This is a genomic window from Pandoraea morbifera (assembly GCF_902459575.1).
Classification (GTDB): Bacteria; Pseudomonadota; Gammaproteobacteria; order Burkholderiales; family Burkholderiaceae; genus Pandoraea; species Pandoraea morbifera.
On record NZ_CABPSD010000004.1, the window covers coordinates 293,292 to 316,238 of the forward strand.

Annotated in this window: 23 protein-coding genes; 12 read left to right on the top strand and 11 right to left on the bottom strand. The window is 64.4% G+C overall.

What is annotated here, in order from left to right; all coding sequences use genetic code 11:
* Positions 1-91 precede the first annotated feature (91 nt).
* Both pyrF and corA read right to left on the bottom strand, forming a co-directional pair.
* Positions 92-904 (bottom strand): orotidine-5'-phosphate decarboxylase, encoded by an 813-nt coding sequence (pyrF, locus tag PMO31116_RS09480; protein WP_150566480.1) that lies wholly within the window; start codon positions 902-904, stop codon positions 92-94.
* A gap of 213 nt (positions 905-1,117) precedes the next feature.
* Positions 1,118-2,080, bottom strand: coding sequence for a magnesium/cobalt transporter CorA (gene corA / locus PMO31116_RS09485; RefSeq protein ID WP_150566481.1), 963 nt, complete (start codon positions 2,078-2,080; stop codon positions 1,118-1,120).
* Positions 2,081-2,337: 257 nt separating this feature from the next.
* Here corA and PMO31116_RS09490 point away from each other — a divergent pair, with 257 nt between their 5' ends.
* Positions 2,338-3,213, top strand: coding sequence for a mechanosensitive ion channel family protein (locus PMO31116_RS09490; protein WP_150566482.1), 876 nt, complete (start codon positions 2,338-2,340; stop codon positions 3,211-3,213).
* Positions 3,214-3,414: 201 nt separating this feature from the next.
* Positions 3,415-4,959, top strand: coding sequence for a zinc metalloprotease (locus tag PMO31116_RS09495; RefSeq protein ID WP_150566483.1), 1,545 nt, complete (start codon positions 3,415-3,417; stop codon positions 4,957-4,959).
* Positions 4,960-4,987: 28 nt separating this feature from the next.
* On the opposite strand, the gene mtgA is transcribed toward PMO31116_RS09495, so the two are convergent.
* From mtgA to mpl, 7 genes are all read right to left on the bottom strand, one after another.
* Positions 4,988-5,731, bottom strand: a complete 744-nt coding sequence (mtgA, locus tag PMO31116_RS09500) for a monofunctional biosynthetic peptidoglycan transglycosylase (RefSeq protein WP_150566484.1) — start codon at positions 5,729-5,731, stop codon at positions 4,988-4,990.
* Positions 5,732-5,741: 10 nt separating this feature from the next.
* Positions 5,742-6,614, bottom strand: a complete 873-nt coding sequence (gene aroE, locus PMO31116_RS09505) for a shikimate dehydrogenase (RefSeq protein ID WP_150566485.1) — start codon at positions 6,612-6,614, stop codon at positions 5,742-5,744.
* A gap of 89 nt (positions 6,615-6,703) precedes the next feature.
* The gene (gene lpxO, locus PMO31116_RS09510; RefSeq protein WP_150566486.1) at positions 6,704-7,600 is read right to left on the bottom strand and encodes a lipid A hydroxylase LpxO; all 897 of its coding nucleotides are present in this window, start codon (positions 7,598-7,600) and stop codon (positions 6,704-6,706) included.
* Positions 7,601-7,701: 101 nt separating this feature from the next.
* Positions 7,702-8,661 carry an energy transducer TonB gene (locus PMO31116_RS09515; protein ID WP_246185222.1) on the bottom strand — a complete coding sequence of 320 codons (960 nt, stop codon included), beginning with the start codon at positions 8,659-8,661 and terminating at the stop codon, positions 7,702-7,704.
* Positions 8,655-10,790, bottom strand: a complete 2,136-nt coding sequence (locus PMO31116_RS09520; RefSeq protein ID WP_150566487.1) for a ribonuclease catalytic domain-containing protein — start codon at positions 10,788-10,790, stop codon at positions 8,655-8,657. Before PMO31116_RS09520 ends, PMO31116_RS09515 begins: the two co-directional genes overlap by 7 nt.
* A 77-nt stretch (positions 10,791-10,867) precedes the next feature.
* A complete protein-coding gene (locus PMO31116_RS09525) occupies positions 10,868-11,479 on the bottom strand; it encodes a YqiA/YcfP family alpha/beta fold hydrolase (RefSeq protein WP_150566488.1) in 612 nt (203 codons plus the stop codon).
* A 49-nt stretch (positions 11,480-11,528) separates the two neighbouring features.
* A complete protein-coding gene (mpl, locus tag PMO31116_RS09530; protein ID WP_150566489.1) occupies positions 11,529-12,923 on the bottom strand; it encodes a UDP-N-acetylmuramate:L-alanyl-gamma-D-glutamyl-meso-diaminopimelate ligase in 1,395 nt (464 codons plus the stop codon).
* 118 nt (positions 12,924-13,041) lie between these two features.
* Here mpl and PMO31116_RS09535 point away from each other — a divergent pair, with 118 nt between their 5' ends.
* The 10 genes from PMO31116_RS09535 (at position 13,042) to PMO31116_RS09580 (ending at position 21,252) form a co-directional block, all read left to right on the top strand.
* Positions 13,042-13,698, top strand: coding sequence for a UDP-N-acetylmuramate--alanine ligase (locus PMO31116_RS09535; RefSeq protein WP_150566567.1), 657 nt, complete (start codon positions 13,042-13,044; stop codon positions 13,696-13,698).
* A gap of 122 nt (positions 13,699-13,820) precedes the next feature.
* Positions 13,821-14,345, top strand: coding sequence for a TlpA family protein disulfide reductase (locus PMO31116_RS09540; RefSeq protein ID WP_150566490.1), 525 nt, complete (start codon positions 13,821-13,823; stop codon positions 14,343-14,345).
* A 147-nt stretch (positions 14,346-14,492) separates the two neighbouring features.
* Positions 14,493-14,939 carry a type II 3-dehydroquinate dehydratase gene (gene aroQ, locus PMO31116_RS09545; protein WP_150566491.1) on the top strand — a complete coding sequence of 149 codons (447 nt, stop codon included), beginning with the start codon at positions 14,493-14,495 and terminating at the stop codon, positions 14,937-14,939.
* Between the two features lie 69 nt (positions 14,940-15,008).
* A complete protein-coding gene (accB, locus tag PMO31116_RS09550) occupies positions 15,009-15,470 on the top strand; it encodes an acetyl-CoA carboxylase biotin carboxyl carrier protein (RefSeq protein WP_150566492.1) in 462 nt (153 codons plus the stop codon).
* A 99-nt stretch (positions 15,471-15,569) separates the two neighbouring features.
* A complete protein-coding gene (gene accC, locus PMO31116_RS09555) occupies positions 15,570-16,934 on the top strand; it encodes an acetyl-CoA carboxylase biotin carboxylase subunit (RefSeq protein WP_150566493.1) in 1,365 nt (454 codons plus the stop codon).
* 38 nt (positions 16,935-16,972) lie between these two features.
* A complete protein-coding gene (gene prmA, locus PMO31116_RS09560; protein ID WP_038618846.1) occupies positions 16,973-17,866 on the top strand; it encodes a 50S ribosomal protein L11 methyltransferase in 894 nt (297 codons plus the stop codon).
* 34 nt (positions 17,867-17,900) lie between these two features.
* A complete protein-coding gene (locus PMO31116_RS09565) occupies positions 17,901-19,091 on the top strand; it encodes a DUF3426 domain-containing protein (protein ID WP_150566494.1) in 1,191 nt (396 codons plus the stop codon).
* A gap of 32 nt (positions 19,092-19,123) precedes the next feature.
* Positions 19,124-19,624 (top strand): thiol peroxidase, encoded by a 501-nt coding sequence (gene tpx / locus PMO31116_RS09570; protein WP_150566495.1) that lies wholly within the window; start codon positions 19,124-19,126, stop codon positions 19,622-19,624.
* A 193-nt stretch (positions 19,625-19,817) separates the two neighbouring features.
* Positions 19,818-20,753 carry a carbohydrate kinase family protein gene (locus PMO31116_RS09575; protein WP_150566496.1) on the top strand — a complete coding sequence of 312 codons (936 nt, stop codon included), beginning with the start codon at positions 19,818-19,820 and terminating at the stop codon, positions 20,751-20,753.
* Between the two features lie 19 nt (positions 20,754-20,772).
* Positions 20,773-21,252: an outer membrane lipoprotein gene (locus PMO31116_RS09580; RefSeq protein WP_150566497.1), complete on the top strand. Its 480-nt coding sequence runs from the start codon at positions 20,773-20,775 to the stop codon at positions 21,250-21,252.
* Between the two features lie 381 nt (positions 21,253-21,633).
* Here the strand turns inward: PMO31116_RS09580 and PMO31116_RS09585 are convergent, their stop codons facing one another.
* Positions 21,634-22,254, bottom strand: a complete 621-nt coding sequence (locus PMO31116_RS09585) for a histone H1-like DNA-binding protein (protein ID WP_150566498.1) — start codon at positions 22,252-22,254, stop codon at positions 21,634-21,636.
* Positions 22,255-22,282: 28 nt separating this feature from the next.
* Positions 22,283-22,585 carry a hypothetical protein gene (locus tag PMO31116_RS09590; protein WP_150566499.1) on the bottom strand — a complete coding sequence of 101 codons (303 nt, stop codon included), beginning with the start codon at positions 22,583-22,585 and terminating at the stop codon, positions 22,283-22,285.
* Positions 22,586-22,947 lie beyond the last annotated feature (362 nt).

Here is a 22,947-nt window from a genome sequence, read left to right on the forward strand (position 1 = left end):
GGTCGATCTCGTCCGAGCTGTCCGGGCTGACCACCTCGTCCGGTCTGTCCGCTTCACCTCGCGTTGCCCGCACGTAAGGCGGGCAACGCGATCAGCGATAAGCGTTGATGCTGTCGCGCGTCTTTTGCGCGGCGGACGCGGCGGCGGCGGCGAATTGTTCGTCACGGCCGGCGTAGATGATGGCACGCGACGAGTTGATCATCATGCCCGTGCCGTTGGCGGTGCGACCGGCCTTGACCGTCGCTTCGACGTCGCCGCCCTGCGCTCCGACGCCGGGAATCAGCAGCGGCATGTCACCGACGATGGCGCGCACCGTCGCGATTTCCGCCGGGAAGGTCGCCCCGACGACCAACCCGATCTGCCCGCTCGTGTTCCACGGGCCGGATGCCAGACGCGCCACCGTCTGATACAGGGGCTTGCCGTCCACATCGAGGAATTGCAGATCGCTGCCACCCGGGTTCGACGTCCGACACAACACGATGACCCCCTTGTCGGCGTGCGCCAGATAGGGCTCGAGCGAATCGAAACCCATGTACGGGTTCACCGTCACGGCGTCGGCGCGATAGCGCTCGAACGCCTCGCGGGCATATTGCTCGGCCGTGCTGCCGATATCTCCGCGTTTGGCGTCGAGAATCACGGGCAACCCCGGATGATCGGCGTGGATATGCGCAATCAATTGCTCGAGCTGGTCTTCGGCGCGATGCGCGGCGAAGTAGGCAATCTGCGGCTTGAACGCGCACGCGAAAGGCGCGGTGGCGTCCACAATCTCGCGGCAGAACTCGAAAATCGCGTCCGGCCGTGCCTGCAGATGCGCGGGAATGCGCGAAGGCTCGGGGTCGAGCCCCACGCAGAGCAGGGAATTGTTGCGCGTCCAGGCGGCGCGCAGCGCTTCGGTGAAGGTCATGACGGTGTTCCAGCGGAATGCCGCGCCGGGCGCGGCGCAGCGTGATTCAATTCGGGCCGATCCGTCGTTGGATCGAGCAAGGCCGTTATTTTACCCGCTCGGCGGCCCGCCCCCCACCGCGCACGGCAAATCGTCACGAATCGTGTCGAATCCTTATCCACCGCCGCGCATCACCCCGGCCGGGCATCGCGACGGACGCGCAGCGCCTGCCGCTCAGTCGAGCCAGCCCCGGTGCCGGAAGTACAGGAACGGCGCAATCGCCGAGAGAATCATCAGGCCGATCGCGAATGGGTATCCGACCTCCCAGCGCAGCTCCGGCATCATCTGGAAATTCATGCCGTAAATGCTGGCGATGAGCGTCGGCGGCAAAAACGCCACCGCCGCGACCGAAAAGATCTTGATGATCTTGTTCTGGTTGATGTTGATGAAGCCGATGGTGGCGTCCATCAGAAAGTTGATCTTGTCGAAGAGGTAAGCCGTGTGATTGTCGAGCGATTCGATGTCGCGCAGGATTTGCTTGCCCTCCTGGTATTGCTCGTCCTTGAGCATGCGCGCGCGCATCAGGAATGAGACCGCACGACGCGTATCCATCACATTACGGCGGATACGCCCGTTCAGATCCTCTTCGGCGGCAATGCTCTCGAGCGCCTTCGCGGCATCGGCGTCGGTGAGGTTCTTACCCAGAACCCGCTTGCTCACTTCCTCGAGCGCCGCATACACGCCTTCGAGCGCATCGGCCGAATATTCCGCATCGGTCGAGTAGAGATCAAGCAGCACGTCCATCGCGTCGCGCACCGAGCCGGGGCGAATGCGCGCACGCATGCGAACCAGGCGGAACACCGGCAGATCTTCGTCGTGAATGGAAATCAGCAGATCCTTGAGCACCACGAACGCCACCGGCACGTTGCGCGATTGCTCTTCGTCGTCGAGCAGGAAATCCGTGCGGATATGCAAGACGCCGTTATCGTCCTCGTAATAGCGGGCCGACGCCTCGATATCGGTGATCTCGTCGCGCGTCGGCAATTTGACCTTGTAAGCCTCTTCAACCCAGCGGCGCTCCTCTTCCGATTCGCTGTGCAGATCCACCCAGACCGGCGACACGCTGGTCAGGTCACTGGGATGGTCACAAGTCACCTGTTGCAGGCGGCCATTATTGATGACGAAAGCATTGATCAAACGAGAGTCTCCCTGCGACACGGCGACGCCAAGTGTAGCAGCCGCGCCACAGGCACGCCAAGCGCGGCACATCGGCGCGCCGGAACGCGCGCCGCATGTGGACCATTGCAGAACCCATCGGTGGGATCGGCCCTAAATTCCTCGATGTCGGCCCGTGTGGCGGCGATCGACGGCAAGCGGATCGAACCAATCCACGCCCTTTGCGTCAACCTTGATATCGGCACCGCCCGGTGCCCGTCGAAAGGGAGAACAGCAAAATGACGGAAGTGACGACCCCGCTCGCGTCGATCGACGCAGTCATGGGTTTTTTGGCGGCGAATGCCGTCCGATACGGCTTGTCGTTCGTGCAGGCCGTGCTGATCCTGCTGATCGGCTTCTGGATCGCCAAGCGACTGTCGCGCGTGGTGCACACCACGCTCAACCGCTCACCTCACTTCGACGCCACGCTCAAGCCGCTCATCGAGTCCGTGGTGTTGTGGTCGGTGCGCCTGATCACGATCATTGCGGTACTTGCGCAGTTCGGTGTGCAAACGGCGAGCATCATCGCCGTGCTCGGCGCGGCCGGTCTCGCGATCGGTCTCGCATTGCAGGGCACGCTGCAGAATATCGCCGCGGGCACCATGCTGCTCGTGCTACGCCCCTTCCGCAATGGCGACTACATCACGGCCGGATCGGCGGTGGCCGGCACGGTCGAGGAGATCGGCCTGTTCACGACCACGCTCACCAGTGCCGACGGTATCTATGTCTGCGTGCCGAACAACCAGATCTGGGGCCAGCCGATCACGAACTTCAGCCGCAATGCCACGCGACGCATGGAAATCACGGTGGGCATTGGCCTGAGCGACGACCTCGACGCCGCCATGCACGCCTTGCGCAGCCACGTGGGCGACGACAGGCGTGTGCTCAAGGCGCCGGCGCCGGAAATCATGGTCAAGCAGGTCAGCGACAGCGCCATTATCGTGAATGTGCGCGTCTGGGCCTCGCAGGGCGATTACTGGGGGCTGTACTGGGATCTCCAACGCGGCGTGAAGGAGACCGTCGAGCGCGCAGGCTGTTCGCTGCCTTATCCCACCCGCACCATCGTGCAGGTGCCTGCCCCCGCAGTGGAGGACGCCGCGCAACCCCGCCACTGATGCAGCCCGCCGCAAGTCCGTCGGCTTTGCGGGACAGGCGTCCTGGCTGCCGATCCGCCGAACTTCCCGGTGTTGGCGCGTCAGGTTCAGCTTGGCCTGTCGCCCAATGTCACCGGAGGTCTTCCCAAAGCCATCCGCGATCGTTAGCAAAACGAACTTTGCTTTCTATCGTTGAGAGATCCCGTTCGAAGAGGATCTCCAATGAAGCCCGGTCTGCTCGCCCTGGTCTGTGTTGCGTTTCTCGCGACACTCCCGCCTGTCGACGCCTTCGCGGCACCCGCCCCGTCTCTCCCGGAGGCTGGCTATGCGCCGTTGAAAATGACGATCGGTGGAGAAACACGGTGTCTCACCGCCGACGGCGACGAGACGAAATCATGGCAATACGTCGCCCTGAAAGCCTGTGAAGACGGCTCGCGATTGCAGAACTGGAAGCTCAAGTCCATCGGCAACGCCCGCTATTTCATCTTCAACGAATACTTCGGCGAGAAGCGATATCTGCGGACCTACAGCAAGGCATCATCGATCGCGCTCGATAGCGACACGAGCGGCTACTCCACGATGCGAAGCTGGGAAGTTTCGAACGGCGCCCTCAACGACATCCGCCTGTGGAACGTGTACAGCCGGGATATCGGTCAGTGGAAGACGCTCGATGCCGATCCGCAGAGCCAATCGGTCGGCATTTCCATCCCCGGCGGCACGAGGGTGGACGTCTGGCAATACGGCATCGACATGCCGACCCCGCAGTTCCCGGTCGCCGGCACGAGGAAGATTCTCGTCATGGCAACGCACTTCAGCGATGAGACCTCGGCGGATTCAGCGCCCGTGCGCGACACGGTGCTCGGCGTGTTCGGTACACCGTATTACGAGGATCGGTCAGCCCGGAACTACCTTATGCAGGCCTCGGGAGAACGATTGACGCCAAACATGGATTTCCTCGACGAGGTCGATATCGGCGAGCGTCCCGACGCCTGCAATGCCAGCCAGATACTCAGCGCCGCGCGCGATGCGGCCCGGCATCGCGAAAAAAATCCACAGGACTACGATTACCTGTTCGTCAGTATTCGCCAATGGCGCCAGTGCCCCTGGGTCGGACTGGCCTCGGTTCCGGGCAACTGGGTGCTGGCTCAGGGCAGCTCCGCCCACAAGTTCTGGACCTGGACGCACGAATTCGGCCACGCACTGGGCTTCCATCACGCCCGGATCCTCTACGGCTGCCCGCCACGCGACGGCGTGGCGCAACTCGGCGGCGACTGCACCACGTACAACTACGGCAAGGCACCGACCGACCCGATGGGCGGCGGCGGCGCGTCGATGTTTCCCGTGGCGTATCAACACTTCGCCGGCTGGCTGAGCGATGCGGACGTTCCGTGGATCAAGCACGACGGCACCTACAAGCTCGATCCGCTCTGGCGACGCGGCAGCGCGGCCCAGGGTTATCGGATAAGGCGTTCGGACGGCTCGGTGCTGTTCGTCGAATTTCGTCGGCCCAGTCAGCCGTTCGAGACGTGGTGGGGCGCCTCCCCCTACGTGAGCGGCGTCACCGTCTATGTCGTCAACTACGCGCCCAAGGCCCGATCGATGACGAGCACGTTGGTCAACACCACGCCCGGCAGCGGGCGGTCGATGGGCGACGCCCCGTTGCTGCCGAATCATTCGCTGGACGATACATTGTCGGGCATGCGTCTCACCGTGACGCTGGCGCACAACGACGGCGCGGAACTCAAGGTCGAGAAGCTACCGAAGTGAAGCCGCGCGTTGTGCGGCCCGGAAACGGTCATTGCGGCAATTCGGCCGCGCCCATGCGACGCGCGATGACACCGGCGCGCTGCGAGAGGTACGGGGAATTGCGATGCGCATCGAAGTAACGCGGCCGCGGCAGCATCACCGCGAGTCGCGCCGCCTGCCACGGCGAGAGTCTCGACGCCGGAATGCCGTAGTAGTAGCGCGACGCCGCTTCGGCGCCGAACACACCTTCGCCCCACTCGACCGAATTCAGATAGATTTCGAAAATCCGCTGCTTGTCCATCCAGAACTCGAGCATCCAGGTGATGCTGAGTTCCTCGGCCTTGCGCAGATAGCTCTTCTCGCTCGAGAGAAACAGATTCTTCGCGAGTTGCTGCGAAATGGTCGAGCCTCCGGCGACGATGCGACCTTTCTTCTGGTTCTTCTCCCACGCGCCGAGCATCGCATCGATCTCGAAGCCGTCGTGATTGACGAAGTTCGCGTCTTCGCTGGCGATGATCGCGCGCTTCAGATTGCGCGAGATCTGGTCGTACGGCACCCATTGATGCCGGAGTGTCGCGTTGGGATCCGTCTCACGCAGACGCGCCTCGGCAGCGCGCATGAATGCCGTCGATTGCGGGTCGAAGTGCACCCACCACCCGATCTGCAGGAAGTAATAAAGCTGCGTGGCCAGCACGCCCGCGATCAGCAGCGTGATGACGTATGCCGTCCATTGCCAGGGTCCCCACTGGCGTTTGCGGGAGGGGGTGCGGGCGTGACGTCTCTGCGAAGGCATCGGGATACGATCAGCCTTTTGCGTTGAGGCGTGCGCGCAATGCGGCACGCACCGCATCGGTGGACGGGCGCACGCCGCGCCACACCGCGAACGCTTCGGCCGCCTGTTCCACCAGCATGCCGAGGCCGTCGGCGGCCCGCGCGGCGCCGTCCGACAAGGCCCGCGCCATGAAGACGGTCGGCTGCGCCCCGTACATCATGTCGTAAGCCAACGCTCCTGCCGCGTACACGCCGGCGGGCAGCGGTGGCACATCGCCCTGAAGACTCCCCGCCGTGGCATTGATCACCACGTCGAAACCGGCGGGCACCGCGTCCCAGCCGCCGCCGGCCAGCGCAACGCCGTGACGCCGTGCCGCATCCGCGAATCGGGCGACCAGTTCATCCGCGCGCGCGGCCGTGCGATTGGCCACGAAGACCGCCGCCGGCGACGCCTCGATCAAGGGCAGCATGGCGCCGCGCGAGGCACCGCCGGCGCCGAGCAGCAATACGCGACGCCCCTTGAGCGACACACCCAACGGACCTTCGATGTCGCGTACGAGCCCCACGCCATCGGTGTTGTCGCCCGTAATGCCCTGCGCATCGAAAATCAACGTGTTCACAGCGCCCGCGGCCTGCGCGCGCGGCGTCAGGCGATCGGCAAGCGCGTGTGCTTCCAGCTTGAAGGGAACCGTCACGTTGGCGCCCCTGGCACCATGTTCGATGAACGTGCGAACGGTCGCGGCAAAGGCGTCGAGCGGCGCTAGCAGGCGTTCATACGTCAATCGTTGTCCGGTCTCTCGCGCAAACTCGGCGTGGATGAACGGCGACTGGCTGTGTTCGACAGGATGACCGATCACGGCGTAGCGATCGGCCGGAAGGTCACCGGTAGGCGTATGGTTTGTCATCGTTGTCAAAGCTGCGGCGCCTGGCTTTCGCGCAGGCGCCGCTTTTGCGTCCATCGAATTGGCGGAGGGCCGGGTTCAGACGGCGTCCGTCACCAGAGAATCCACAGCAGGATGCCCCCGAACAGCGCCCATTTCACCGCATAGTACACATACCGGTTCCAGGCCTTGAGGCGTTTGCCGACGATGCGGATCGAGTAAATGTACTTGAAGGCCTTGTTCAGGCCGCCGGTACGATCGCCTGCGTCGTTGGGCGACGCCGCCGCGCCGACCAGATGGCGGCCGAACCAGTGATTGACGGCCTGCGTCCAGCGGTAGCGCATGGGACGCTCGACGTCGCAGAACAGGATGATGCGATTCTGCCCGCTCTGGTTCTCGGCGTAGTGAATGTACGTCTCGTCGAACACCACGCCTTCGCCGTCGCGCCAGCTGTAGCGCTGGCCGTCGACGTCGATGTAACAGCGGTCGTCGTTCGGCGTGACCAGCCCGAGGTGATAGCGCAGCGACCCGGCGTATGGATCGCGGTGACGCACGAGTCGGCTGCCATGCGGCAGTTCGGCGAACATGGCCGCCTTGATCGTGGGTATCTTGCGCACGAGTTCGGTCGTCACCGGACACAGCTCGCTCGCCGACGGATGGGCTTCGTCATACCACTTCAGATAGAAGCGCTTCCAGCCGCTCTTGAAGAACGAGTTGAAGCCGACGTCGTTGTACTTGTCGGACGCCTTGATCCGGCTCGCTTCGAGCAACGACACGGCCTCGGCGCGAATCGCCTCCCAGTTCTGCCGCAGCGGCTCGAGCTCGGGGAAATTGTCGGTCTTCAGATACGGCGTCGTCGGCACACGCGAGAACGCGTACATGAACACGTTCAGCGGCGACAGAAACGTCGAATGGTCGGACAATTGCCGGAAGAATTTGTGGCGAACCTTGCCTCGCAAATGCACGTACACCGCGCACGCCGCAATAATCGCCAGGACAATCCATTTCATTACAGACTTTCCAGGTCGGGGAAAACCCCGTAATTATAGAAATATTTGGAAAGCTTGACCGGGCACGCCCAACGCCGGTGACACTGGCGCCCGCGACTTCGCTATCGGCCCGCACCGCCCGTCGGCGTCGCCAGCGTCTCGGCACGGACCCCCTGACGGGAAAACGTCATTCGGGTGACGATCTCGAGAATGTCGTAGCGCTGCTTCATCTCCTGCGAAAAGTCGCCGAACGGCGCGCTCGCCTGGACGATGGCGACCGCGCGCCGATCCAGATCCCGATTGCCCGAACTGCGCGTGATCTCCACGCCCGCGACGTTCCAGCCGTCCTTGTGATAGCCGAGCCCACCACGCTGGTTGACGTTGAGCGTGACGATCAGCTCGCCGTACAGGCGCTCGTTGCCGATTTGCGGGAAGTGCTCCGTGCCGTAACGCTCCACGCGATGGCGCAACGCATCGAAATAGCGGGCGTATGCCACTTCACGCGTGTTGGCCGTGACTTGCCCCCGTTTCGGGCGTGTCTGGTAGGCGCGTAACTGCTTGTCGATTTCCGCCTGCAAGCGAGCGATCTGCTGATCGACGTTCTGGTCGTCCACACCCTGACCGTGCTGCGGGGCATCCGCGCGTTTGCGCTGCGACGCCGGCGCCGCCGCATACTGGCTGCGCAGTTGTGACAGCAGTTTTTCCTGCATCGCCTCCAGTTCGCTCACGTTGCGCTGCATTTGCGCCACGGGAGCGCCATCACGCTCGAGCGCACGCGAGGGCAGCGGCGACGCGGCACGCTCCCCGTCATGCTCGCCGCCGCCCACGAGATTGGCTTGTGCGAGCGCGGTGGCCTTGTCGGGCGCGCTCGCCGATTTCGCGTTGACGAGCACGACCTCGAGCGGGGTGTCCGCGCTGTGCAACCGGAAACTGTCGGGTGCGACGAAATGCACCCCCAACGCGAGCAAGTGAACCAGGGCCGAAAATACGAGGCCCGTGGCCAGTGGATGCTCGCGCATGAGCGACCAACCACGGCGACGCGCCGCGTTGACGTTCCCGGAGGCGAGCGCCGGTTTCAGCACGCGGTACTGGCGGATGCGTCGCGCGCACCCGCGGCCATCAGTGCGGCGGCAAGCGGCGAGGCGTCAGCGGACGCGGCGCCGCCGCCAGCGCGATCATCCGAGCCGTCGGCATCCGCGGAACCGTCTTCGCCATCGGTACCTTCGGCACCCTCATTGCCCTCATTGCCCTCATTGCCCTCGCCGCCCTCACCTCCCCCGCCATCGCCCTCGTCATCGTCGTCTCCGAGCAGCGTCTGGCTGGCGTCGAGCACCTGCGAGACGCGCACCGAGATGCTCAGGGTGACGACGTCGAGCGAAAGTACGTCGAGCATGATCTGCGTGCCGCGCGCGTGCAATCCCAGGCCAGGCACGATCAGCGTGAGCGGGATGTCGTTCAGGCGAACGGTATCGCCCTTGAGTACGCTCGCCTGCACCTGAGACTTGTTCTCCTGGATCAACCAGCGCAGGCACCAGTACCGCTCCATGCGGCTCTGGTGCTCCCCATACGCCGCATAGGCGGCCTCGAAGCTCGACACCGTGGCATAGAGGTCGGCATCCTTCGGCTTGAACGGGGCCGCCAGCTTGGCGGTGACGCCGTGGCGCACGCAGGCGATCAACTGCCACTGGTTCACCAGATCAACGTAGCGGCGCAGCGGCGACGTGCTCCACGCGTACTGCTCCACGCCGAGCCCCTCGTGCGGCGCGGGCGAGGTCTGCATGCGCGTGCGATTCACGCCGTAGGCACGTTGTGCACGATAGATGCCGGGCACGCCGCATTCCGCGAGCAGGCGTCCCCAGCGGCTGTTCGCGAGAATCGCCATCTCGGCAACGATCAGATCGAGCGGCGCGCCACGCAGACGCTGCTTGATCGTCACATGCTCGCCGTCGACATAGAAGTTGAAGTCGGTCTTGTTCTGCACCTCCGGACGCAGGCCGTAGCCCACGCGCGCCGCCTGGCGCTTGTCGTAGAGCGACTGCGCGAACGGCCACAGCAGGCGAAGCTCATCCTTGTGCGGATAGTCGCCGCTGCCGTCGGCCAGCGTTTCGGCGGTGATGATCGAATCGAGCTCGTTGTGACGCAGGTTCGCCGAGATCGGCACCCGCTCGGCCCGGGTCTCGGTCGCCACGATCTCGTAGGTATCCGCCTTGACCACGACGTAAAGCGAGAGCGCCGGGCGAGCGCCACCCTCGGCGAGGGTATAGGCCTCGACCACGGCATCGGGCAGCATCGTGATCTTCTCGCCGGGCGCATAGACCGTCGACAGGCGCACGCGCGCGATTTCGTCGATGGGATCGCCGCGCGACAGCCCCAGCGCCGGCGCCGCAATGTGGATACCCACGCGCAGCAGGCCATCGGGCAGCACCTGCACCGAGAGGGCGTCGTCGATCTCCGTGGTCGTGGAGTCGTCGATCGAGAATGCCTGCACCTCGGCCAGCGGCAGGTCGTCGGCCGGCAGGGGCACGGGCCCCACGTCGGGGAAGCCGGTGCCACGCGGGAAGTGCTCATAGAGGAACGCCGCCTCGTGATACGCGCGCGGCGACGCAATGCCGCCGCACGCCAGCATCACCTCGGCGTGCGTCTTGCCCAGGGCAATCGCCGCCGCGTCGAGCGCCTTCCACTCGATGGTGTTCTTGTCCGGACGGAACAGCAGCACCAGTTCCTTGCCCCTGAGCGCGTCCGGCAGCGTACCGGCGATCAGCTGATCGGCGTACCCCGCCTGCAGTTCGGCTTGCTGCTGCTTGCGCGCCAACCCGGCGAGCGCGGCCTGCAACTGCTCCTGCGGCGCGCGCTGATACTGTCCGCGCCCCTTGCGCCGAAAGTAGATCGGCGACGCCTGCAGGGCCAGTGCCAGCCCCGCCTGCTGGGCAACGCTCGCCCCTTCGCCGAAGTATTCGGCGGCGAGCGTCGGGAACGGAAATTCTTCGGCAGGCGCGCACTCCCACAGGAAACTCATGTCGATGTCCTGTGCCGCGGCCTGCGCTTGCGCGATCAGTTCGGCGGGGGTGGGCGTCTCGAAGCGCAACAGAACGTCGCGCCCCTTGATCTTGCTCCGGCGCCCGCCGGGCAGCTCCACCTGGTACGACTCGCCCTGCTGCGACAACACCGTGCCAGCCTTGAAGCCGCCGGATTCCTCAAAAAAAATGTTCATGAAACAGCCATCGATCGCAATAGGCGATATTGTAGCCCGCCAATGTACGGCGGTTTAGCGCGGAACGGGCAAACGTGTCATTCGCCCGCGGAGAGGCCCGCGGCGGCGGGCGAAGGGGGAACGTCGATGCCGGCGAAACGCAGCACGTCGTCCATATAGTCGACGAAATCGGAAATGCCGTGGTCGCTGCCCTCGATCAGCGTGAGCTTGGCCCCGGGGAACTTCGCCACCATGTCGCGGTAATCGAGCGTCTGATCGCCCGTCGCGGCCACGAGGTAGTAGCGTTGCGCCCGCGTGATCTGCGGCACGTCGATCATGCGCAGCTCATCGAGATGGCGCGGCTCCACGACGATCGTCCCGCCCCCATGCCACATCGGCTGCTCGCCGAGCCATTTGCCGAGGTCGTCGTACGGACGGGTGGCCGGATTGAGCAGCACCGCTCGACACCCGAGCTTTTCGGCCAGGTACGTGGCGTAATATCCGCCGAGCGAGCTGCCCACGATGGTCAGGTCGTCGCCGTCCACGCCGGCCAGCAACCGCTGCGCATCGACCACGGCGGCCAGCGGCGAGGGAGGTAATTGCGGGCACGCCCACTGGTGCCCCAGTCCGAGCCGGTGCATGCGCGCGGCCATCAATTGCGCCTTGAAGGAACGCGGCGACGATCGGAAGCCGTGCAGGTAAAGAATCATGGGAGCTCCCGATAGATACGAATGAAGCGACGTGCCAGCCGGTCGCGCATCAGGCGCGCGCCGCGAGCGCGTCGAGCAGTTTCTGGTGGATACCGCCGAACCCGCCGTTGCTCATCACCACGATCTGATCGCCCGGCCGGGCGGCCGCGCTCACCGCGCGCACCAGACCGTCGATGTCGCTGAACGCCTGGGCACGCGCGCCCAGCGGCGCCAGCGCTTCGGCCAGATTCCAGCCCAGGGCGTCCTTCCCCGAAGGAGCGCCATAACCGAACACCAGATCGGCGTCGGCGAGACTGGCCGGCATTTGCGCCTTCATCACGCCAAGCTTCATCGTATTCGAGCGCGGCTCGAGCACCGCCAGAATGCGGGCATTGCCCGCGCGGCGACGCAGCCCGGCAAGCGTTGTCTGAATCGCGGTCGGATGATGCGCAAAATCGTCATAGACGGTCACGCCCGCCGCTTCACCGCGAACTTCCATGCGGCGCTTCACGTTCTGGAACCGGCCGAGCGAGCCAGCGCCCTGCTCCGCGGGTACGCCCACATGGCGGGCGGCAGCCAGCGCGGCCAGCGCGTTCATCCGGTTGTGCTCGCCTTGCAGCGCCCACTTCACCTCGCCCGCCGCTCCCGGGCCGTGATGCACCCAGAACGCTTCCTGGGTTGCCGCGGCGCTCGGGGTGCCGTCGTCCTTGGCCGGTGTGGCGTGCCAGCCGTCGGCCACGCCAAAGCGTTCGACCTCGCTCCAGCAGCCGCGAGCCAGCACTCGCTCGAGCGCCGGTTCGCGACCGTTGACGATCAATCGTCCCTGCCCGGGGACGGTGCGTACCAGATGGTGGAATTGCGTCTCGATCGCGCCAAGATCCGGAAAGATGTCGGCATGATCGAATTCAAGGTTGTTCAGGATGGCGGTACGCGGCCGGTAGTGGACGAATTTGGAGCGCTTGTCGAAGAACGCCGTGTCGTATTCGTCCGCCTCGATCACGAAGAAGTCGCTGTCGGTCAGGCGCGCGGAAATGCCGAAATTCATCGGCACGCCGCCCACGAGAAATCCCGGATCGTAGCCCGCATCCTCGAGAATCCAGGCGAGCATCGACGTCGTCGTCGTCTTGCCGTGCGTGCCCGCCACCGCTAGCACCCACTTGTTGGCGAGCACATGCTCACCGAGCCACTGCGGGCCCGATGTGTAGGGCAAGTTCCGATTCAGGATTTCTTCCATGAGCGGATTGCCGCGCGAGACCACGTTGCCGATGACGAACAGGTCGGGCGCGAGCGACACCTGGTCGGCATCGAAGCCTTCGATCAACCGGATACCCTGTGCCTCGAGCTGGGTGCTCATCGGCGGATAGACGTTGGCGTCGCAGCCCGTGACGGTGTGTCCGGCCTGGCGCGCGAGCACGGCCAGACCGCCCATGAACGTGCCGCAGATGCCAAGAATATGAATATGCATGGATGGGGAGCGTGATGAGACGGGCCGAACCCGTGCGGGAAATGGAGATGCACAAACGACAAGGGCACCATTGTACCTGCGGCATGCGCCGCCATGCCTTTCGGGTATCATCGCTCGCATGACACGTAAATCCTGGACCGATGCCCAACGCCTGCGCGAAGAGATCGCGCTGGCCGCCGCCCGCCTCATTGCCGAGGAAGGCGCCGATTACGCCACGGCCAAACGCAAGGCGGCGAAGCAGGTCACCGGCGAGACGCGCATTGCCGGCGAATGGCTGCCGGATAACGATCAGATCGAAGCGGAAGTGCGCGAGTACGTGCAGACGTTTCTCTCCGATACGCAACCGGCCGAATTGGCGCATCTGCGGCGGGTGGCGCTCGCTGTCATGACCGAGCTGGCCCGCTATCGACCGTATATCACCGGTGCGGTCCAAAACGGCACGGCGACGGCGATGTCCGATATCTATTTGCAGGCTTTTTGTGACAACCCGAAAGATGTAGCGATCGATCTGCTCAATCGCGGCATCGACTACGAAGTCTCGGAGAGCCGTCACTTCAACGGACGCGGCATGGTCGAGACGCTGAGCTTCCTGTGGCGCGAGCGTGGCCAGCGAGGTGAACCGGCGGGGGTGCATCTGTCGCTCTATTCGTTAGACGACATGCGCGGCGCGTTGAAAGCCACCGACGGCAACGGTCGCGCGATCCGCACGGATGCCGACGGCCTGCGCACCCTGATCACACAGGCCGACGCCCCGGAACATGAACCCAGCCATTGAGCGAGTGCTGGCAGTTGACACCGGATTCGCCTCAAATCGCCACGACTTCTTCGCAATTGCCGCTTTCGAAACGCGCCCTTTTCGTCTAACGTCGACTCCCGGATCTCTCGGCCCTACTCAACATGGCAAAGCGCATCGTTATTCTGGTGATTCTGGCACTCTCCGGACTGGCGGCCGGTTTCTGGCTCGGCCAGCGTAATACGGCGCCCAGCGGAGCGTCGAACGCCGCCGTCGCGCAACTGCTGGCGACCCGACTGCCCGACCTGAGCGGCAGCGAGCAGGCCATGTCGCAGTGGCGTGGCAAGACCCTGGTGGTGAACTTCTGGGCACCGTGGTGCGGCCCGTGCGTGGAAGAAATGCCCGACCTTCAGGCGCTTTCCAGCGAATTCCGCAGCAAAAACGTCCAATTCGTTGGAATCGGCATTGATACGACGCAGAACATGATCGCATTTGAGCAAAAGGTAAAAGTCGACTACCCATTGCTCGTGGCAGGGTATGCGGGCACTGACCTCGCCCGCGCACTGGGTAACAAGGCCGGTGCACTGCCCTTTACCGTCGTGATCGACCCGCAGGGGCGCCTGCATTACGAAAAGCTGGGCCGGATTACCTCGGACGAGGTTCGCGCCGCACTCAAGCCCCTGATCTGACCCCATTGACGGAAAGCGGCGACGGCGGGGAAGCCCCGCCAGATTTGAGTCGCGGGAACCAGGGACACGGCACCTATTTCGCCCCACTGGACAAAATCCACCAACTGGCGTTTAATTGCGCCCAATTTCGTGAAATTTGATTCGCCGATGCCTCACCGCATTCTCGTGCTCCACGGCCCTAACCTGAACCTGCTCGGTACTCGCGAGCCGGAGGTGTACGGTCGCACGACGCTGGCGGACATCGACGCGGCGCTTCTGGCTCAGGCCCAGTCCGCCGGCGCCGAGGTCGCAACGTTTCAAAGCAATCACGAAGGCGCACTGGTTGACCGGATCCAGGCGGCGCGCGCAGAGTCGATCGACTTCATCGTCATCAACCCTGCGGCCTATACCCACACCAGCGTGGCGATACGCGACGCGTTGTCGGGCGTAGGCATTCCGTTCGTGGAAGTTCACCTCTCGAATGTCCATGCGCGCGAGGCCTTTCGGCATCACTCGTACTTTTCCGACATTGCGCAAGGCGTGATCTGCGGCCTGGGCTGGCGCGGGTACACCTACGCACTCGATTTTGCCCTGCGGCGACTCGCCGGCGGGTAGTCCTCTCATCTCCATTTCCCATCGCGGGGCGCTGCCCCCGCGTCGATACAGAATCAAGGAGCTTCCTTCATGGATTTGCGCAAACTCAAGACGTTGATCGACCTCGTGGCCGAATCGGGTATTTCCGAACTCGAAGTCACCGAAGGCGAAGGCAAGGTCCGCATCGTCAAGGCGCCGCCCCAGGTGATCGCAGCCCCGATGCAAATGGCCATGCCGGCTGCCGCGCCGCAGATCGCCGCGCAAGCGCCCGCCGCGGCAGCGGCCCCGGCCGCACCGGCCGCGCCGGCGGTCCCGCAAGGTCATATCGTGACCTCGCCGATGGTCGGCACGTTCTACCGTGCGCCGTCGCCGGGCGCCGATCCGTTCGCCCAGGTTGGCGACTCGGTCAAGGAAGGCCAGACGTTGTGCATCATCGAAGCCATGAAGCTGCTCAACGAAATCGAGTCCGACAAGGCCGGCGTGATCAAGGAAATCCTCGTCGAGAACGGTCAGGCCGTCGAATACGGTCAACCGCTGTTCGTGATCGGCTAATGCCGGTTGTCGGACACCCGCGCCCGCGCAGGCATTCTCCGTGCGGCGCCATCCGGTGTCCGGCCCCGCTCCTCTCCCCTACGGGCAGGACTGCACATAATGTTTGAAAAAATCCTCATCGCCAACCGCGGCGAAATCGCTCTGCGCATCCAGCGCGCGTGCCGCGAGATGGGCATCAAGACCGTTGTCGTCTATTCGGAAGCGGACAAGGAGGCGAAGTACGTCAAGCTCGCCGACGAGGCCGTTTGTATCGGCCCGGCCCCTTCGCCCCAAAGCTACCTGAACATGCCCGCGCTCATCAGCGCGGCCGAAGTGACCGACGCCCAGGCGATCCACCCGGGCTACGGTTTCCTCTCGGAAAATGCCGACTTCGCCGAGCGCGTCGAAAATTCGGGCTTCACGTTCATCGGCCCGCGCCCCGACACCATTCGCCTGATGGGCGACAAGGTCTCGGCCAAGCAGACGATGATCAAGACGGGAGTGCCGTGCGTGCCGGGTTCGGAGGGCGCGTTGCCCGACGATCCCAAGGAAATCGTGCGCATTGCACGCCAGATCGGCTACCCGGTGATCATCAAGGCCGCCGGCGGCGGCGGCGGTCGCGGCATGCGCGTGGTGCACACCGAAGCGGCACTGGTGAACGCGGTCAACATGACCCGCGAGGAAGCCGGTCGCGCTTTCGGCAACCCGGAAGTCTATATGGAGAAGTTCCTCGAGAACCCGCGCCATATCGAGATCCAGGTGCTTGCCGACAAGCACAAGAACGCCGTCTGGCTGGGCGAGCGCGACTGCTCGATGCAGCGCCGCCACCAGAAGGTGATCGAAGAAGCCACCGCTCCGCTGATTCCGCGCCGTCTGATCGAGCGTATCGGCGATCGCTGCGCCGACGCCTGCAAGAAGATGGGCTATGTCGGCGCCGGCACGTTCGAATTCCTGTACGAGAACGGCGAGTTCTATTTCATCGAAATGAACACGCGCGTCCAGGTCGAGCATCCGGTCACCGAGATGATCACGGGCGTGGATATCGTGCAGGAACAGATTCGCATCGCGGCCGGCGAAAAGCTCGCATTCCGCCAGCGCGACATCCAGTTCCAGGGGCACGCGATCGAATGCCGCATCAACGCCGAAGATCCGTTCAAGTTCACGCCGTCGCCGGGTCGCATCACCGCGTGGCACATGCCGGGCGGCCCGGGCATCCGCGTCGACTCGCACGCCTACAACGGTTACTTCGTGCCGCCCAACTACGATTCGATGATCGGCAAGCTGATCGCCTACGGCGCTACGCGCGAGCAGGCAATTCGTCGCATGCGTGTGGCGTTGTCGGAAATCGTGATCGAAGGCATCCAGACGAACATTCCGCTGCACCGGGAACTGATGCTCGACGCCAAGTTTGTCGAAGGCGGCACGAGCATCCATTATCTGGAACACAAGCTGGCGCAGAAGTCCGCCGTCGGCGGCGGCAATTAAGCAATTCATCAGTCGTTAATCAGTAGGAAACGCTCGCCATGTATCGCGAACTCGTCGTAGAAGTTGCCCGCGCCCAGGCCGAGGCCCTGTCAGACGCCCTGCTCGACCTCGGCGTGCTGTCGGTCTCCGTTGAAGACGCGGACGCCGACACGCCCGACGAGCAACCGATGTTCGGCGAGCCGGGACTCACCCCGCCGGACACTGCGTGGCAGCATTCGCGCGTGGTGGCCCTGGTGGGGGAAGACCAGGACGCCGCCGTGCTGCTCGCGGCGGCCGTCAACGAACTGGGGCTCGCCGAGTCCCCCGCGTTCACGTTGCGTGACGTGGAGGAGCAGGACTGGGTGCGCCTGACACAATCGCAGTTCGAGCCAATGCAGATCGGTCAGCGGATCTGGGTCGTGCCGTCCTGGCACGACGCCCCCGATACCGACGCGCTCATCCTCGAGCTCGACCCCGGCCTCGCGTTCGGCACCGGCAGCCATCCGACCACGCGTTTGTGCATGGAATGGCTCGAGCAGCATGTTCAGCCGGGCCAGTCGCTACTCGATTACGGCTGCGGCTCAGGCATTCTGGCGATCCTCGCACGCAAGTGCGGCGCCGATCCCGTGATCGGTATCGATATCGATCCGCAGGCGGTCGAGTCGGCCCGCTACAACAGCGAACGCAACCACGCGCCGGTCGAATACGGTTTGCCCGACGACCTGCGCGACGGTCAGTTCAACATCGTGGTCGCCAACATCCTGTCGAATCCCCTCAAGCTGCTCGCGTCGATGCTGACGTCGCGCGTGGCACCGGGCGGGCGCCTCGCGCTGTCAGGCGTGCTCGAACGACAGGCCGACGAGGTGATCGCGGCCTACGCGCCCTATATGAAGATGTCGGTCTGGCGCGCTCACGACGGCTGGGTCTGCCTGCACGGGCAGGCCGCCGGCTAAGGCGCGCGCCACGCGCCGAGTCTCCCGGAGTCCCATGACCCAGTCCTCGCGCGTTCTCGCTACTCGCTGCCCACACTGCCATACGGTCTTTCGCGTCGTCGCGGACCAGCTCAAGCTGCGTGACGGTCTGGTGCGTTGCGGCCATTGCCGGGAAGTGTTCGACGGCCGCGCCTATCTGTGCGACCCGCCAGCCGACGACGAGAGCGGATCGACTCCGGACATGTCGCCTGACGCCACGGGCGCCCCTGCGCCGACAGCGGCCGAAGCGCCTCGCGCCGAGAACCGCGAGCCCGATGTCGTCGCCTCGGAATCGGCATCCGGGGCCGCACCCAATTCCCCCTTCCCGGCGCCCGTTGCCGTGGCGTCGGCGTCCGGCGATGCGCCCCCGGGCGACAGGGCTGACAGGGCTTCGGCGGGCAAACCGCCGGTGCCCGAAATGCTTACCCCTACCGCCATCGCCGCCCTGCTCGGTGCGCCGGACGAGAGTCGGGCGCAGATGCGACACGGTCCGGGCCGCTACATCGACGACGAGGGCGCCACCGCCCTCACCGCACCGACAGCGACAGGAACGACAAAGCCCGCGCAAAAGGCCGACGCGTCAGCGACGACGAATCGCGCGCGGCCGCAGACGCCGCGGCCCGGCGTCGCCCGAATGATCTGGCGCACGGCGATGGCCCTTGCCGTCGCTGCCATGCTCGCGCAGTGGGCGTGGCTGGAGCGCGCAGCCCTCGTCGACCGCATGCCCGCGCTGCGCGGCGTCTTCGCGGTGATCGGCCGCCCGCTGCACGTGTCGATCGCGCCGCCACGCCAGCCGGACATGATCCAGATTTCGAGCGTAACGCTCGTGACCGACCCCGACGCGGGACGCGACAGCGCGACGGGCGCGGCCGGCGACTCGGCGAACCTCCCCGGGAATATCGCCGCGAACGACGGCACGGCGAGTGGCGCCTTCGCCCCGGCTGACGGCACGGTGCCGATGACGCTCACGGTGTTCATGCGCAATCAGGCCAGCTACGCCGTGGCCTGGCCATCGCTCGAGCTGACGCTGTCCGACATCGACGGCCAGCCGGTGGTGCGTCGCGTTTTTTCAGCGAATGACTACGTAAGTGATGGGGCACAGCGCGAAGCCGGTTTGTCCCCACGCAATGAACGCACGATTCGGTTACGATTGTCGGCGCAGGCAGCGCTAGCCAGTAATTACCGGGTGCTCGCGTTCTATCCGTGATAGCGCTGTTGCACTCAACCTAGGAGATATCGATGTCCCAAGTCACGCTCGGGGGCAACCCCATCGAAGTCAACGGCCAGTTCCCGCAGAAGGGGCAGACCGCACCGGCGTTCTCGCTGGTCAACGCCAAACTGCAGGACGTCAAGCTCGACGACTTCGCTGGCAAGCGCAAGGTCCTCAACATTGTGCCGAGCCTCGACACGCCGACCTGCGCCACCTCGACCCGCAAGTTCAACGAAGCCGCCGGCAAGCTCGAGAACACGGTCGTGCTCGTCATCTCGGCCGACCTGCCGTTCGCGATGAGCCGCTTCTGCGCCACGGAAGGCCTTAACAACGTCGTTCCGCTCTCGCTCATGCGCGGTCGCGAGTTCCTCGAGAACTATGGCGTCGCCATCGCCACCGGCCCGCTCGCCGGTGTGACGGCGCGTGCCGTGGTCGTGCTCGACGCCGACAATCGTGTCGTGCACGCCGAGCTGGTGCCGGAAATCAAGAACGAACCGAATTACGACGCTGCGCTCGCCGCACTCTTGTAATCGATAAGTCGTCGCCGTTGCGCCGGCACGTCCGATCCTTCGGTTCGTGTCGGCGTCGCAGTTCGCACGCCGGCCTGGTGGATATCCCGGCCTGAAGTTTCCCGCGGCATCGCAAACATTGCGCCCCGCGATGGCGCAGGCGTTCGCCGCCCTGTGCCGCCCCCCCTGCTCACCCTTTAGAAGGACTCACTCCGTGACTACCGTGATCTGCGGCTCGCTCGCCTACGACAACATCATGACGTTCGAAGGCCGCTTCGGAGAGCATATCCTGCCCGATCAGGTGCACATTCTGAACGTCAGCTTCCTCGTGCCGACGATGCGCCGGAACTTCGGCGGCTGCGCCGGCAACATCGGCTACAGCCTGAAGCTGTTGGGCGGCTCGCCGGTCGTCATGGGCGCCGTGGGCGAAGATGGCGGCGCATACATCGAGCGCCTGGAGTCGCTCGGCATGTCGACGGCATTCGTTCGCACCATCGCCGACAGCATGACCGCCAATGCGATGATCACCACCGATCTGGACAACAACCAGATCACGGCCTTCCACCCGGGCGCGATGATGTTCTCGGCACAGAATCGCGTGGCCGACGTCAAGGACGCCACCCTGGGCATCGTCGCGCCGGACGCGCCCGACGCCATGCTCACACACGCCGAGGGTTTCGCTGCCGCGGGCGTGCCGTTCGTGTTCGATCCGGGCCAGGGCCTGCCGCTGCTCTCGGCCGAGGCACTGCGTCGCATGGTGGAACTCGCCACTTATCTCGCGGTCAACGACTACGAAGCCAAGCTCCTCTGCACGAAGACCGGATGGTCGATGGACGATCTCCAGTCACGCGTCGAGGCACTTGTCGTCACGCGCGGAGAACACGGGGCCCTGATCTTCGCCGACGGCAAGCAGCACGACATTCCCGCCGTGACCGCCAAGCGAGTCGTCGACCCCACCGGGTGCGGCGACGCTTTTCGTGGCGGGTTGCTGTATGGCATCGAAAAGGGCCTCGACTGGCCGACCACTGGCCGCCTGGCCAGCCTGATGGGTTCGCTCAAGATTGCCGAGCAAGGCCCGCAGACCTACGCACCGACGCGCGCCGAGATCGAGGCGCAATATCAGGAAGCGTTCGGCCACCGCTTCGAATGATTCTACGAAAGGCATAACGATGGCACGACTGACCACACCGCTGATTCTTCTCACCGCCGCCGCATCGCTCTCGCTGTCCGGTTGCACGGCGTTCGGCCCGAGCAACTCCGCGAGCGTCTACAGCAGCCGCCAGGCGCAACGCGAGCAGGTCGTGCGCATGGGCACGGTCGAATCGGTTCGTCCGGTCACGATCGACAGCAGCAATGGCGACCCCGGCATTCTGGGGATTGCCGGCGGCGGCGCGCTGGGTGCGATTGGCGGCAGCGCCATCGGTGGTGGCCGGGGGTCGATCGCCACGGGCATCGTGGGCGGCCTGCTCGGTGCCGTGGCCGGTCAGGCCATCGAAAGCCGCATGAGCAAGAAAGCCGGGCTGGAGATCACCGTGCGACTCGATAACGGCGAGCTGCGTGCGATCACGCAAGATGCCGACGAATCGTTTCAGCCGGGCCAGCGCGTGCGCCTGCTCTCGAGCGGCGGCGTGACGCGCGTGACGCACTGACGTCACCCCGCGCCCGCGCATCGCCTCCCCGGCGACGCTCGGTCACGTTCGGTAATGCTTGGTAACGCGGTATCACGAAGCGACCCACGGGCGACAGATGTCGCCCGTGATTCGTTTACGTCAGGTGACGCACGCGGACGTCGCCCGACGCGTCAGGGAGCCATCTCGCTCGCGTTGCTTCGGCGTACGCCCGAGCGCGTATCAACGAACTCGCGAGCGCGAACGGGCCTGATGACGTGGGAGCGTGGAGGGACAAGGCCAGTCGGCAGGGCCATGAAAAAACCCGCTGTGACGATCGCTCATCACAGCGGGTTTCGGATCGAGTAGGCCTACTCGATCAAGAGACACCGAAGTGCCTTGGTTCCTGCATCGGCACTCGAATTACGGACGGCTGCCGGTCGGGAACGGCCATGCCGCTGCCGGATTCAGCGCCGTCTTCGGTGCTGCCGGCGCTGCGGCCGGAGCGGCAGCAGCGGGCTTGGCGGCAACCTTCTTGACTGCCGGCTTCTTGGCAGCAGCGGGCTTCTTCGCCGCAGGCTTGGCAGCCGCCTTCTTCGCAGCAGGCTTCTTGGCCGCAACCTTCTTGGCTGCCGGCTTCTTCGCAGCAACCTTCTTCACCGCGGCCTTCTTGGCGGCCGGCTTCTTGGCGGCAACCTTCTTCACTGCGGCCTTCTTGGCGACCGGCTTCTTGGCGGCAACCTTCTTCACCGCTGCCTTCTTGGCGACCGGCTTCTTGGCGGCAACCTTCTTCACCGCTGCCTTCTTGGCAACCGGCTTCTTGGCGGCAACCTTCTTCACTGCTGCCTTCTTGGCGACCGGCTTCTTGGCGGCAACCTTCTTGGCTGCCGGCTTCTTGGCGGCAGCGGCCTTCTTCGCGACCGGCTTCTTCGCAGCCACAGCCTTCTTCGCGACCGGCTTCTTGGCGGCGGCAGCCTTCTTTGCTACCGGCTTCTTGGCAACAGCCTTCTTTGCTGCGGGTTTTTTCTTAGCAGTAGTAGCCATCACTTTGCTCCTTAACGTGAGAGATCACTCAAACATAACCACCTGAGAAGGAAACCCGACCACCGTGCGGAAAACCGCCGGCGAGCGGGCTATTCATCGGCGTACGCATCGGACTTCGACGGCTTACGCTAATGAATTCGGCGCTGCGCGCATGACGCGAACCGTGAGTGGTCACGCGCGCAAAAAAATTGCCGGCGACATTGCCGCCAGCAATTCGAATGTCTTGAGAAAGGGGATTCGCCAGATTCTTCGGGGGGTAGCTTGCCTGTCCCGTCATCGGGATGGAGGAGATTGCGATAGCGGATAAGCGATACTGCTTGCTATGCACCAAGGTTTTTACGCTCCGTAACTACCAGCTCTCTGTCGCGGGAGGAAAGCAGTGAGTGCTTTCGTGAGTTCATCGAGACTGCAATTTATTTGAGCGAATAATAATTCTTTTGTGATGCGATGTTAATACTTTGTGCGTAAAAAAGCGCACATCATTCGCACCGAAGAAGTCAATCTGTTGTATTTGATGCACATCGCGCCCGCGTGTCGATGCACATGAAGCGCATGCGAAGCTCGACGACAGCGACGCGAGCGAGGTGAGTGAGACGATGATGTGCGTGACGTGCGCGTTCTCTTTTGCTTCTCTTGCTGCCAGTCACGCGTGCTCGACAAGCACACACCACCCTCTCGAAACCCGCATGGATG

Excerpts from the sequence above, each read along its gene's own strand:
- accC (WP_150566493.1), top strand. The coding sequence starts at position 15,570 with ATGTTTGAAAAAATCCTCATCGCCAACCGCGGCGAAATCGCTCTGCGC.
- PMO31116_RS09490 (WP_150566482.1), top strand. The coding sequence starts at position 2,338 with ATGACGGAAGTGACGACCCCGCTCGCGTCGATCGACGCAGTCATGGGT.
- PMO31116_RS09525 (WP_150566488.1), bottom strand. The coding sequence starts at position 11,479 with ATGATTCTTTACCTGCACGGCTTCCGATCGTCGCCGCGTTCCTTCAAG.
- aroQ (WP_150566491.1), top strand. The coding sequence starts at position 14,493 with ATGCCTCACCGCATTCTCGTGCTCCACGGCCCTAACCTGAACCTGCTC.
- aroE (WP_150566485.1), bottom strand. The coding sequence starts at position 6,614 with ATGACAAACCATACGCCTACCGGTGACCTTCCGGCCGATCGCTACGCC.
- PMO31116_RS09495 (WP_150566483.1), top strand. The coding sequence starts at position 3,415 with ATGAAGCCCGGTCTGCTCGCCCTGGTCTGTGTTGCGTTTCTCGCGACA.
- lpxO (WP_150566486.1), bottom strand. The coding sequence starts at position 7,600 with ATGAAATGGATTGTCCTGGCGATTATTGCGGCGTGCGCGGTGTACGTG.
- PMO31116_RS09585 (WP_150566498.1), bottom strand. The coding sequence starts at position 22,254 with ATGGCTACTACTGCTAAGAAAAAACCCGCAGCAAAGAAGGCTGTTGCC.
- tpx (WP_150566495.1), top strand. The coding sequence starts at position 19,124 with ATGTCCCAAGTCACGCTCGGGGGCAACCCCATCGAAGTCAACGGCCAG.
- PMO31116_RS09580 (WP_150566497.1), top strand. The coding sequence starts at position 20,773 with ATGGCACGACTGACCACACCGCTGATTCTTCTCACCGCCGCCGCATCG.
- mpl (WP_150566489.1), bottom strand. The coding sequence starts at position 12,923 with ATGCATATTCATATTCTTGGCATCTGCGGCACGTTCATGGGCGGTCTG.
- accB (WP_150566492.1), top strand. The coding sequence starts at position 15,009 with ATGGATTTGCGCAAACTCAAGACGTTGATCGACCTCGTGGCCGAATCG.
- PMO31116_RS09540 (WP_150566490.1), top strand. The coding sequence starts at position 13,821 with ATGGCAAAGCGCATCGTTATTCTGGTGATTCTGGCACTCTCCGGACTG.
- PMO31116_RS09565 (WP_150566494.1), top strand. The coding sequence starts at position 17,901 with ATGACCCAGTCCTCGCGCGTTCTCGCTACTCGCTGCCCACACTGCCAT.
- PMO31116_RS09535 (WP_150566567.1), top strand. The coding sequence starts at position 13,042 with ATGACACGTAAATCCTGGACCGATGCCCAACGCCTGCGCGAAGAGATC.
- PMO31116_RS09520 (WP_150566487.1), bottom strand. The coding sequence starts at position 10,790 with ATGAACATTTTTTTTGAGGAATCCGGCGGCTTCAAGGCTGGCACGGTG.
- pyrF (WP_150566480.1), bottom strand. The coding sequence starts at position 904 with ATGACCTTCACCGAAGCGCTGCGCGCCGCCTGGACGCGCAACAATTCC.
- prmA (WP_038618846.1), top strand. The coding sequence starts at position 16,973 with ATGTATCGCGAACTCGTCGTAGAAGTTGCCCGCGCCCAGGCCGAGGCC.
- mtgA (WP_150566484.1), bottom strand. The coding sequence starts at position 5,731 with ATGCCTTCGCAGAGACGTCACGCCCGCACCCCCTCCCGCAAACGCCAG.